This window comes from Bacillus sp. MUM 13 (assembly GCF_001866725.1).
Lineage (GTDB): Bacteria > Bacillota > Bacilli > Bacillales > DSM-1321 > Peribacillus.
The window spans coordinates 1-12187 of sequence record NZ_MLYQ01000025.1; the positions used below are offsets into that span (position 1 = coordinate 1).

Genomic DNA, 12187 nt, shown 5'->3' on the forward strand with positions numbered 1-12187 from the left:
GTGCATTCCTTTAATTAAAAGATTTAGCACTGATCACCGGGACTGAATACTGCTGCGTCATTCTCGTTATTCCATTGGCTGCTGATTACAATCAATCTAACCATCTCCTTTGGTGTTATGAGAATGTCTTACATTCTAATGTATACCCGGCATGAAAAAGTATAAACATTTAATCTGAAAAATATAAAAATTCTTTTAATTCAGCAATCAGCATAGATAGCAGCAAAGAACATATGTAGCAAGAAGATTTACCTCTCATCATATAAAAATTGCCGAAAAGGTTTCTAAATATTCTTGTAATAGGGATTGTAAATCGTATAATTACCTTAATACCGGAATTCGGAATTTTACAAGTAAAAAGGAGTCAATTATGCAAAATCAAAATAAAACAGTTATTAAATCGATGGAAATTCTTAACCTTTTTATTCAGCATCCCAAGCTAACCTTAAAGGAGATTGCAGATCTCTCTAACATTCCTAAAACATCGGTTCACAGAATGCTGGGTTCCCTTACCGAGATGGGTTTTCTTGTCAGAGACAGGGCAGGTTATTATGAGTTAGGGCTAATGTTCCTGCAATTCGGCCAAATTGTTTCCCAACGGTTAGACATAAGAAAAATAGCACTTCCATTTATGCGCAGCCTGCTAAATGAAACAGGAGAAGCTGTTAACCTGATTGTAAGGGATGGAGATGAAGCAATTTATGTAGAAAAACTGGATACCCAGCATCCTGTTAGACTTTTTACGGCAATAGGGAGAAGGTCGCCGTTATATGCAGGCGCATGTTCCCGCATCATCCTGGCCAACTTGAAAGAAAATGAAAGAGAGGATTACATAAAAAAGTGCAGGCTGCTGCCGTTAGCTTCGGGAACCATTACGGATAAAAAGTTATTGGAACATAATTTAGAAACAGCGAGAAAAGACGGATATGCAGTAAGTTATTCTGAGCTTGAAAACCATACTGTTTCTGTTGCTGCCCCGATATTCGATCACGAAGGGGAAATAGCTGCAGGAATCAGCCTTGCAGGATTTGAAGGAAATTTTGGAGGAGACCGACTTTCATTGTTTATAGAGAAGCTCAAAAGTGAAGCTGCAAAAATCTCAATGAAACTGGGGTACAGGAACAGAGAGAGAGTATAATAGTCAGCATGGTATGACCCGCTATGTGAGTGATATTAAACGCTGCTAATTATCAGTATCTGTTTTTTCTGCTGCAAGAAGGCTAATGAAAAAGCCGTCTTGCAGCGATAAAATTGTCAGTAACTTTCTAGTTTAAGCTGGATGCCTGTCTTTACTTCTCCCAGCCAATTTTCTCTTTCTATTAGTAAATGTTCCGCCTCCATTAACGTAATTTCCTGAAAGGAGATGGAATCACCAGGTTTGAGCTGGCCTAAAAGCGGCGCATCTGCGGAAGCAATATGTGCGATTCTTGGATAGCCTCCTGTTGTTTGCCGGTCAGATAAAAGGATAATAGGTTTTCCATCCCGGGGCACCTGAATCGTACCGTGAGTTACTGCTTCGGATAACAATTCACCGGAAACCTCCGTTTGGAGCACCGGGCCAGATAGACGATATCCCATCCTATCAGAATGAGAATCAATTATAAAAGTTTTTTCAAAGAAATCATTTTTGGCTTTCTCATCAAGCATACTAAAATGCTGTCCTTTTATTAGCCGAAGAATATGCTGGTTTCTTTTCCGGAAAAAAAACCGCGGGATATGCCAGCTGGCTGCTGCGTATCCTGCCTTTTCTTTTTTCTTAAGATCTTGAAAAACAGCCTTTCCATTTCTTGTGATATCATTGGTGAACAAGATATCATCTTTGATTAAAGCCCTGCCTTGAAACCCGCCAAATTCCGCCCTCAAGTAAGTGCTTCTGCTCCCAAGAACTTCCTCTGCGATCAAACCGCCGGAAAATGAAATATAACAGCGGCATCCCAGTGTACATGCCCCAAAAGTAAGAATGCTGTTTTTTTTGACATACAATGGCTTCCATAAAGGCACCGATTCCCCATTGATTTTAGGATTAAGGTTAGCTCCAGTTATCGCCAATAGCATGTCTCTTTCAATTTTTAATTCGGGCCCGATTAAAGTCGCTTCAAGGACAGCAGCGTCTTCTTGATTTCCGACAAGCATATTTGCTAATTTGTATGAAACTATATCCATTGCTCCTGATACGATTACGCCAAATTTTTGATATCCGTATCTTCCAAGATCCTGAATGGTCGTTAAAAGACCTGGGCGAATAACCTTAATACTCAATGTAATGCCTCCTTAAGCTCCAGAAACTCCTGTTCATCAATAGGAGTAAATGTGACAATATCTCCAGCATGAAGATAGCTTGGGTGGGATTTAGCAGGATTAAAAAGCGGAAGAGGGGTGCGGCCGATGATTTGCCATCCTCCTGGCGTTGATATTGGATAAACCCCTGTTTGCTGTCCGGCAATGCCGACAGAACCAGCCGGTATCCGCAATCGCGGGGAAGATTTTCGCGGAACAGCAATTTCTTCTGACATCCCGCCCAGATAGGGAAAACCTGGAGCAAATCCTATCATATACACAAGGTAATCATTTGATGAGTGGATACTCACAACTTCTTGTACTGATAAAGAATGATGACTGGAAACAAACTCTAAATCAGGTCCATACTCTCCGCCATATACAACTGGAATGTCTACTCTTCTTCTTGTGAATTTTTCTGCATTTCGATTCTCGTGAATGATATTGCTAATATAAGAATGCACGATTTTATATGGTGATTCCCTTTGGGAAGATCCCCTGCTTTTTATGACTGCTACCGGATTATAATATACGGTTATGCTCGCGAAGGCGGGGACACACTCAATAAACCCGGGAAAAGGGGTGCTTTCGAGATGTGCCGTTAAAGAACTGACCACTTGCTGGAGCTCCGGATTTATTGTGCTGCCTAATTGGATTATCAAAGCTGAATCACCTAAAGGCATGATATTGATATTTTCCTTTAAAATCTCATTCATAGCAGTACACCTCAATTCCTATTTTCGGAACTAATATTCCGAATGTTGGTCTTCTAATATTATAATAGTCTGAATTTACAAAAACAATCATTAATGTGAAATGAGCGCTATCATCGGTTCTGCTGCTCATTATATTCAGCTGAATCAAGCAGATTGAAGCAAATTTAATTCAAAGGAAATGTAAAGTAAAAACTTACAAGTGTAAAAATTCTAAATATATAGTATTCTGTAAATAGAAATTTCGGAATTTCAATTCCACATTTCGGAACTTATTTTACATAAGGAGGAGGATATTTTGTTAACAATCGATTTGAACTGCGATTTGGGAGAAAGTTTTGGCAGATACGATATTGGAAATGATGAAGAAATCCTTGATATTGTTTCCTCAGCAAACATTGCCTGCGGATATCATGCTGGCGATCCAACGGTTATGCGCAAAACTGTAAACCTTGCACTGAAAAAGAATGCAAAAATTGGAGCTCATCCTGGGTTTAACGATTTAGCAGGATTCGGCAGGCGGGAAATAAAAATGGCTCCACAAGAAATATTTGATCTTATGATATACCAAATAGGAGCGATCCAAGGATTTGTTAAGGCGGCAGGCGGCAGGCTTAACCATGTCAAACCGCATGGAGCACTTTACAATATGGCTGCACGAGACCCGCAATATGCCCAGGCTATCGCTGAAGCTGTCTATAAGATTCAGCCAGATCTTATCCTATACGGATTGGCTGGAAGTGAATTAATCAAAGCAGGAAAAGAATTGGGTATACATACTGCGAATGAGGTATTTGCTGATAGAACATATCAGCGTAATGGGTCTCTCACCCCAAGAACCCAGGAAAATTCAATGATAGAGGATAAAGATCTCGCCGTTTCAAACGTCCTTTCAATGATAAAAAATAAAAAAGTCAAAATTCACGATGGAAGTTATATACCAATAGAGGCAGATACCATATGCATTCATGGAGATGGTCCAAGCGCCCTCTTGTTTGCCGTACAGATCAAGAAAGCACTTGAACTTGAAGGCATCGGAATTAGAGGAATCCATAGGTGAGAATATGAAAAACAAAACTAAATAGAGAGGGGTTTTATAATGATTAAGCTTATTGGCATTGTTATTGTTGCCATTGGTTTTGGCTTTAGAATCAACACCTTGCTTGTTGTTATGGCTGCAGGTATTGTCACTGGCTTGGTGTCTGGATTTTCTTTTAATGAGATTCTTTCGCAATTCGGACAAATTTTTATCGACAACAGGTATATGTCCCTTCCTATCATACTTACATTGCCAGTTATAGGAATTCTTGAAAGGCACGGGCTGAAAGAAAGGGCAGAAGCTTTGATAATCAGGGCAAAAGCCGCTACTGCCGGAAGAGTAATGCTGTCTTATCTTCTTATCAGGGAAATTTCTGCAGCACTGGGACTGAATATTGGCGGCCATGCTCAAACAGTCCGTCCATTGGTAGCTCCCATGGCTGAAGGTGCTGCAGCAGCAAAACATGGAAAACTATCAGAAAAAATTCAGAATGATATCAAATCCCATGCTGCGGCATCGGAAAATATTGGCTGGTTTTTCGGCGAAGATATCTTTATTGCAACAGGCGCCATTTTGCTTATGAAGGGCTATTATGATTCAGCAGGCCTTCACGTTGGAGTCTGGGACATGGCCTTATGGGGCATACCTACAGCCATTTCCGCTCTATTATTATCGTGGTGGAGATTTAGCAGACTTGATAAAAACATTCATAACGAAATACATGGAAAAACAAAAAAATCTAAAAACCGCATTGCTTAAGGAGATGGCAGCCCATGAGTATCATTACACTGGAATATATATATTACTTGCTTGGAATCATTGTTGCTTTTGTAGCCATCCGGGTGATAATGGATAAGTCGCACCCTGCACGCATAGGTTCCTTCCTATTTTGGGGCATCTTTGCATTTACCTTTCTTTTCGGTAAATTTATTCCTTCTTTGGCAGTCGGATATTTAGTATTAATCATGGTAATTATTGCTGCGTTAGGAAAGGTGAAAGCAGGAAAAGAAACCGAGCCGCCAAAAGAGGAGCGGATGTTGAACGCCAGCCGGATAAAAGGCAAAGTCTTCATTCCCGCTTTATTGATTCCCGTGTTTACTGTTATCGGGACACTGACATTAGGCAAAATTCATATCGGCGGAGCATACTTAGCCGATCCAAAGAATGTCACCCTTATTTCTCTTGGGTTAAGCACGGTGATCGCTTGCTTTGCGGCACTTTATCTTACCAAAGCAAAAGCATCGGTGCCTGTTCATGAAGGGAGCAGGCTGATGCAGGCAGTCGGCTGGGCCATTATTCTCCCTCAAATGCTATCTGCTCTTGGCGGCATATTTTCCTCGGCCGGTGTGGGCAAGGTTGTTTCTGAGATTGTCGGCAGCGTACTGCCAACGCAATATTCATTTATTGCTGTTGCCGCATATTGCCTCGGCATGACTCTTTTCACGATTGTGATGGGAAATGCCTTTGCAGCTTTTGCAGTCATTACGGGCGGGATTGGAATTCCGCTTATTGTGCAGATGCATGGCGGAAATCCTGCCATCATGGGAGCATTAGGAATGTTTGCCGGCTATTGCGGAACCTTAATGACGCCAATGGCGGCCAACTTTAATATTGTCCCTGCCATGCTCCTTGATTTAAAGGATAAAAATGCAGTCATCAAAGCACAGCTTCCCATCGCACTGCCATTAATGATTATTAATATGCTTTTAATGTATGTGCTTGTATATAATTTTTAAAGGAGGAACCCCAGATGAAAACAGTACTTGTAACAGGATTCGATCCATTTGGAGGAGAACGCGTTAATCCCGCTCTGGAATCAGTCAAAAAGTTAAAAGGAATTACCATAAACAATCATGAAATTAAGGTAAAAGAGATTCCTACTGTGTTTCATAAATCCATCGATCACCTTAAGGAAGCGATAAAAGAAAACGATCCGGAAATTGTCATATGTGTTGGACAGGCAGGGGGACGCCATGACCTTTCTATTGAACGTGTTGCGATTAATGTCGACGATGCCCGCATCCCAGATAACGAACAAAATCAGCCAATAGATGAAGAAGTCATAAAAGGCGGTCCTGTCGGATACTTTTCGACACTTCCAATCAAGGCAATTGTCAAAGAAATGAATGCCCAAGGAATTCCGGCTTCTGTTTCGCAAAGTGCAGGAACCTTCGTCTGCAATCACTTATTTTATGGGCTGATGCATGAGCTTCAATCCCTTCCTAAAAACGTCCGGGGCGGGTTCATTCATATCCCATTTCTTCCTGAACAGGCAATCGGCAAGGGACAGCAGCCAAGCATGTCAGTAGAAACCATTGTTAAGGGATTAAAGATTGCCATTGAATCGTCCATTCAATATCAGGAAGATATTGTAGCGGAAGGGGGCCAAATCAGCTAAAAAAGTCTAATTTATGTATCATGTTAGACCAATTACTTTTCGTACAAGAGAAATGGCAGAAAAGGGTAGAAATAAGGGTGGAAAGCTTCCTGAATATGCAGCTTTCCGCCTTTTTTTAAATGGCTGTTTCCGTAAACTTTGCTGTTATGGAATAAGCCGGTCTTTCCGCTACAGGATGGTCGCTTTCTGCAGGAGGCCTGTTAGCCTCCATTTTTGCGCCTGAAGGGACTAACACCAGGCATTGACATAGGAAGTAATTATGATAATAGGCGGCCAATGGATAAAGTAACCTGAAAGTGCTATAGTAAAGGTTATTCAATAAACAAACTCAATCATATTTGATGGGTTTTTTTTCATTAAAAGGAAGATTAAAATGAATACAACTGTAGAATATATCAAAGAATGGCAGCAAGCACTTGACTATGAAATCAGCCATCTGAAAAAATTTGGAAGCACTAAATACCGGGTATTCAGCGGCCGGCTTTTGTCGGCGGAATCTGGATTTACCTATTATTTTGACAGTAATGTGTCACTTAAGATCCCTGTAGGCACTATCGTAAAGCTTGAAAGGGGAAAGGAAAAATCAGAGGGCCGCATACTCTCATCTGAAGGCAAGAGTATAATCCTTACATTTGAAAAGAATTTGGGAGAATTAATAGGAGAAGCAAATTTGCTCCATGATCCCTGGGAGCTTCTTGAGCAGCTTATCGAAAGACTGCAGGAAAGCAAAAAAAACAAAACAAAACGGCTGCGCATAAAAAGACTCATGAATCCATCAATGCCTGCGAAACATCCTGAGGGCAAAACAAAAAGCAGTGTAGAAGAACTATATCTCAGAAGCAAATACAATCCAGTAACATATGTCTGGGGCCCGCCTGGCACCGGCAAAACCTATACATTAGCCCGTACTGCAGCCAATGCCTATTTTAAAGGCAAAAATGTACTAATATTATCGCACAGCAATCAGGCTGTTGATGTACTTATGAAGGAAATATCAGGATTCATTAAGCTGAAAAAAAGATTTAATGAAGGGGAGGTGCTTCGCTACGGATCACAGGCCGGAGACGAATTGAACAGTCACGAAGATATTCTCCCTTCTGCACTTATCAAAAAAGAATATCCAGGTCTTCTCGATGACAAGAACAGGTTAACCGGTGAAAAAAAGGGACTGAAACAAGATCTCAGTTCTTCATTCAGCAAAAGGGATTCTTCAGCCCTCATTGAGATAGAAAAGAAGATAGCCAGAGTACTGGAAAAAATACGGCAAAAAGAGATTCATCTGGCAAAAGAGGCCTGCTTGATTGGAACGACTCTTGCCAAAGCTGCAGGAGATCCTGCCATCAATGAAAGAGAGTTTGATTTAGTCATTGTGGATGAAGCCAGCATGGCCTATATACCTCAGGCTGCATTTGCATCAGCTCTAGGCAGCAATGTGATTATCAGCGGTGATTTCAAACAATTGCCGCCGATTGCCGCCGCAAGAAATCCTCTCGTAAATCAGTGGCTGAAGGAAGATATTTTTCATAAATCAGGGGTAGCTGATTCGGTTTCGAAAGATCACCTTCACCCCCATTTATTTTTATTAAAACAGCAAAGAAGAATGCATCCGGACATTTCGTCATTTACTAACCGCTATATTTATCATTCACTTGTTGAAGATCACGAAAGTGTGCTGAACTCCAGAACTGGGATCGTTTCCCGTGCCCCGTTCAATAATAGGGCTGCTGTCCTTTTGGATACGAGTTTTACAGGGGCACATTGCACGCAGGAAAGAATGTCTAAGTCTAGGTTTAATCCGATGCATCTATTGCTTTCGTTTCAGCTGATTCACGAAGCATATGAAGGCGGCTCGCGTTCTATAGGTTATGTGGCACCATACCGGGCACAGGCTGTTTTCATGCAGAATCTCCTGGCTGATTTATACAGTGAAGAAATGAATTCAGCTGATATTATTGCTGCAACCGTCCATAAACTGCAGGGAAGCGAAAGGGATATCCTGATTTTTGATACAGTGGACAGCTATCCGGAGTCTCGTGCAGGAATGCTTTTAACCGGAAAAGAAAGTGAAAGACTGATAAATGTCGCAGTTACGAGAACCAAGGGTAAATTCATTCAGGTAAGTGACCGTTCGTTCATAAAAAAACACATTCACCATGGCAAAACACTGAGACAGCTCGTTGATCATCAAGAAAAATACCATAAGACGGCTGAAATTGATACAATCGGAAAATGGATTAAAAATCAGCATCCGAAGCTCAAGTGGATGCATGCTAAAAAGACCGATAAGATTTTTTCTGATATAAATGCCGCGGAAAAATCAATTATTGTTTCTCTTCCGGAAGGCACCATTTTATCATCTCAATGGAAAAATCTTTTAAAATTAAAATCCGAGGAAGTAAGGATTACTGTGCTTTCCGGGACAGAATGGTCCGGATTCGGGAAGCATAAGGCGGTGTCGCAAAACGTGGCATATCCATTCATTATTATAGATGAGACGTATTTTTGGCTGGGTTTGCCTCTTGATCAATCTTTATACCGGGAGCCGCCTTTTGTCACAGCAAGACTTGATTCTTCTGTGTTCTGCAGCAACTTTATTTCTCAAATGCCAGGAATTGCAGAAGAAAGCTAATAACTTGTAACATTAATCTGATATTTTATAATGAAGAAGAATTAAATAATATAAATCACATAATTTTTGGAGGCCATCATAATGAAAGTAGTACAGAATATTACCGATTTAATTGGAGAAACACCTGTGATCAGACTTAACAGGCTAGTACCTGAAGGAGCTGCAGATGTTTATGTAAAACTGGAAATGTTCAATCCTTCTAAGAGTGTTAAAGACCGGGCAGCTTACAATATGATTGAACAAGCTGAAAAACAAGGTTTACTGAAAGAAGGAGACACAATTATTGAGCCTACCAGCGGAAATACGGGTATCGGGCTTGCCATGATTGCAGCTGCCAAAGGGTACCATGCCATATTGGTCATGCCGGACAATATGACAAAGGAAAGGATCAGCATTCTTAAAGCATATGGTGCCGAAGTAGTCCTGACGCCCAGCGAGAAAAAAATGGGAGGGGCGGTAGAAAAAGCTCTTCAATTAAAAAATGAAATTCCTGACAGCTTTATTCCTCAGCAGTTTGAAAATCCTGCAAATGCTGATATCCATAGAAGCACAACCGCCATTGAAATTTTGGAGCAGATGGACGGCGAGCTAGATGCTTTCGTTGCTACAGCGGGAACTGGCGGTACCATTACAGGAATTGGGGAAACACTTAAAAAGAAGCTTCCTGGAATTCATATTACTGTTGCAGAACCTAAAGGATCCCCGGTACTTTCAGGCGGCAAGCCCGGTCCCCACAAACTTGTCGGAACAAGCCCCGGTTTTATTCCCGCTATTTTAAATACAGCAGTATATGATGAAATCATGCAAATATCCGATGAAGAGGCAATAGACATGTTCAAAAAGCTTGCAAGCAAGGAAGGATTATTCCTAGGTCCTTCAGCAGGGGCAGCTGTTTATGCAGCCATACAGGTTGCAGTGCGCCTCGGAGCCGGCAAAAAGGTATTATGCATTGCACCTGACACAGGTGAACGCTACTTAAGCATGAATTTATTTTAAGAACTCTATTAAAGGACTTGGCTGATTTCTGCGTTTTATTAATTGGAGCATATTACCTTGGAGCCAGCGGGAATTTCAGCAGCAAAAACCCCGCTGGCTCCAGTTTCTTCTGTTTGCAGAGAACCGCCATGAAATGTCCTCTTTTTCACAAACATATTTATTTGTCTGATTCATTATACTATTGATGACCTGTTTTTTTTGAATTCTGCAGTTAATCAAACATCAGCTGGATTGGCACATTGCAAATCAGCTAAATACATATTAAAAGGCGGGATAATTATGGAGACTTATAAAAACCGTGAAGAAGTGCCGGTTCAGGAGACCTGGAACCTGGACGACATATACAGCAGTCTGGACCTTTGGGAAAAGGACTTCAGCAAAATACTTGAATCTGCTGAAAAGATAAAATCCTTTGACGGTAAGATAGTTGACGCCGGCAGTTTACTGGAATATTTGAAGCTCAGCGAAGATACAGGGTATTTATACAATAAAGTATATGTTTATGCGATGCTTCATGTGGATCTTGATACAAGGAAGACAAGCTCTCAGGCATTACTGGATAAAGCAAGCCAGCTGGGACAAAAGTTAAGCAGTGCTTCTTCTTTTTTCATGCCATTTCTGCTTTCACTAAGTGAAGCATCACTAAAAGGATATATTGAGGAAGAAGAAGGACTGAAATATTTTGAGGATGATTTACTGGACTCATTCCGTTATAAAGCACATGTCCTTTCTAAAGAACAGGAACAGGTGCTATCCCAGCTCGGTGAAGCCCTGTCATCTCCCCAAAAAACGTTCGGTATGATTAATAATGCTGACATCAAATTCGGGATGGTAACAGATGAAAAAGGCGATAAAGTTGAGCTTACCCGCGGGATGTATAGCAAGCTCATTGAAGATGAAAACAGGGAGAAGCGCAAAGAAGCATATAAGGCATACTATGAGCCTTATTTAGGGCTGCAGAATACAATCGCTTCTACTCTTTCAGCTGCCGTTAAGAATAATGTCCTTTTATCCAAATTAAGAAATTATCCATCTGCGCTTGAAAAGTCCTTATTTGGAGATAAAGTGCCAAATGAAGTGTACACTAATCTCATTTCGGCCACCAAAAAACATATAAAGCCCCTGCACAAATATATGAGTGTAAGAAAAGAGCGTCTTGGACTCGAGGAATTGCGTCAATATGATTTAAGCGTACCGCTTGTGAAAGGAGTAAAACAGGAAATTCCTTATGAAGAGGCTTATAATACTATGCTTGCCAGTCTGAAGCCATTAGGTGCAGAGTATCAATCTGTATTATCACAGTTTAAGGAAAAACGATATATTGATGTAAGAGAAACTCCAGGCAAGCGCTCCGGTGCCTATAATCTTGGCCTTTATGGCGTTCATCCGTTCATTCTGCTGAATTACCAGGATGATCTTGACAGCTTATTCACGCTTGCTCATGAATCCGGCCACGCCATGCATTCATATTTCAGTTCAAAGCATCAGCCGCAAATCACAGCCGGATATTCCATCTTTGTGGCAGAAGTCGCTTCCACTGTGAATGAAATCCTGCTTATTCGCTATCTGTTAAAAACCACAGAAGATGCTGAAATGAAAAAGCATTTGCTGAACCATTTTATTGACGGTTTTAAAGGGACATTCTTCACTCAGGTCATGTTTGCTGAATTTGAAAAATTGGTACATGAAAAAGCAGAGAAGGATGAACCATTAAATGTAGATGTATTTAATGAAACATACGAGAGCATCTATAGACAGTACAATGGAGAAGAAATCATTCTGGATGACGAAGTAAAATATGGCTGGTCACGCATACCGCATTTTTACCGCCCGTTTTATGTATACAAATATGCCACCGGCTATGCATCAGCCATCACTATCGCGGACAATATTTTATCAGGAGAACAGGGAGCGCTTGACAGCTATCTGAACTTCTTAAAAAGCGGAAGCTCTGAATATCCTCTGGATCTTCTTAGATCTGCCGGGGTAGATCTTACAGAACCCGATACCATTAAACATGCTCTTACCATTTTCAGTGATTTAGTTGAAGAGTTCGCAGCTCTAAAATAAATTTTAATGCAGAACAATAAACAGAAAGAGCCGCACTTATCCTTTTTTGGAAAAAGTGCGGCTTT

10 protein-coding genes are annotated in these 12187 nt (G+C 40.9%); 8 read left to right on the plus strand and 2 right to left on the minus strand.

Features of this window, described 5'->3' with window-relative positions:
* Positions 1–370 precede the first annotated feature (370 nt).
* A complete protein-coding gene (locus tag BIV59_RS07535; RefSeq protein ID WP_071350856.1) occupies positions 371–1138 on the plus strand; it encodes an IclR family transcriptional regulator in 768 nt (255 codons plus the stop codon).
* A 116-nt stretch (positions 1139–1254) separates the two neighbouring features.
* Here the strand turns inward: BIV59_RS07535 and BIV59_RS07540 are convergent, their stop codons facing one another.
* Together BIV59_RS07540 and pxpB are read right to left on the minus strand one after the other, a co-directional pair.
* Positions 1255–2259, minus strand: a complete 1005-nt coding sequence (locus BIV59_RS07540) for a 5-oxoprolinase subunit C family protein (RefSeq protein ID WP_071350857.1) — start codon at positions 2257–2259, stop codon at positions 1255–1257.
* Entirely contained in the window at positions 2256–2993 is a 738-nt protein-coding gene (gene pxpB / locus BIV59_RS07545) for a 5-oxoprolinase subunit PxpB (RefSeq protein ID WP_071350858.1), read from the minus strand. The genes BIV59_RS07540 and pxpB overlap by 4 nt, the downstream gene beginning before the upstream one ends.
* 295 nt (positions 2994–3288) lie before the next feature.
* Between pxpB and BIV59_RS07550 the strand changes: the two genes are divergently transcribed.
* From BIV59_RS07550 to pepF, 7 genes are all read left to right on the plus strand, one after another.
* Positions 3289–4050, plus strand: coding sequence for a 5-oxoprolinase subunit PxpA (locus tag BIV59_RS07550; protein WP_071350859.1), 762 nt, complete (start codon positions 3289–3291; stop codon positions 4048–4050).
* A 39-nt stretch (positions 4051–4089) separates the two neighbouring features.
* Positions 4090–4788, plus strand: a complete 699-nt coding sequence (locus tag BIV59_RS07555; RefSeq protein ID WP_071350860.1) for a DUF969 domain-containing protein — start codon at positions 4090–4092, stop codon at positions 4786–4788.
* A gap of 14 nt (positions 4789–4802) precedes the next feature.
* Complete coding sequence (locus tag BIV59_RS07560; RefSeq protein ID WP_071350861.1) at positions 4803–5765, plus strand: DUF979 domain-containing protein; 963 nt, start codon at positions 4803–4805, stop codon at positions 5763–5765.
* Between the two features lie 14 nt (positions 5766–5779).
* On the plus strand, positions 5780–6427 hold the full coding sequence (gene pcp, locus BIV59_RS07565) for a pyroglutamyl-peptidase I (RefSeq protein WP_071350862.1): 648 nt from the start codon (positions 5780–5782) through the stop codon (positions 6425–6427).
* 373 nt (positions 6428–6800) lie between these two features.
* A complete protein-coding gene (locus BIV59_RS07570; protein ID WP_071350863.1) occupies positions 6801–9056 on the plus strand; it encodes a DEAD/DEAH box helicase in 2256 nt (751 codons plus the stop codon).
* 81 nt (positions 9057–9137) lie between these two features.
* Complete coding sequence (gene cysK / locus BIV59_RS07575) at positions 9138–10052, plus strand: cysteine synthase A (RefSeq protein WP_071350864.1); 915 nt, start codon at positions 9138–9140, stop codon at positions 10050–10052.
* 279 nt (positions 10053–10331) lie between these two features.
* Positions 10332–12122 (plus strand): oligoendopeptidase F, encoded by a 1791-nt coding sequence (gene pepF / locus BIV59_RS07580; protein ID WP_071350865.1) that lies wholly within the window; start codon positions 10332–10334, stop codon positions 12120–12122.
* The last annotated feature ends 65 nt before the right edge of the window (positions 12123–12187 follow it).

Excerpts from the sequence above, each read along its gene's own strand:
- BIV59_RS07535 (WP_071350856.1), top strand. The coding sequence starts at position 371 with ATGCAAAATCAAAATAAAACAGTTATTAAATCGATGGAAATTCTTAAC.
- BIV59_RS07560 (WP_071350861.1), top strand. The coding sequence starts at position 4,803 with ATGAGTATCATTACACTGGAATATATATATTACTTGCTTGGAATCATT.
- BIV59_RS07570 (WP_071350863.1), top strand. The coding sequence starts at position 6,801 with ATGAATACAACTGTAGAATATATCAAAGAATGGCAGCAAGCACTTGAC.
- cysK (WP_071350864.1), top strand. The coding sequence starts at position 9,138 with ATGAAAGTAGTACAGAATATTACCGATTTAATTGGAGAAACACCTGTG.
- pepF (WP_071350865.1), top strand. The coding sequence starts at position 10,332 with ATGGAGACTTATAAAAACCGTGAAGAAGTGCCGGTTCAGGAGACCTGG.
- pcp (WP_071350862.1), top strand. The coding sequence starts at position 5,780 with ATGAAAACAGTACTTGTAACAGGATTCGATCCATTTGGAGGAGAACGC.
- BIV59_RS07555 (WP_071350860.1), top strand. The coding sequence starts at position 4,090 with ATGATTAAGCTTATTGGCATTGTTATTGTTGCCATTGGTTTTGGCTTT.
- pxpB (WP_071350858.1), bottom strand. The coding sequence starts at position 2,993 with ATGAATGAGATTTTAAAGGAAAATATCAATATCATGCCTTTAGGTGAT.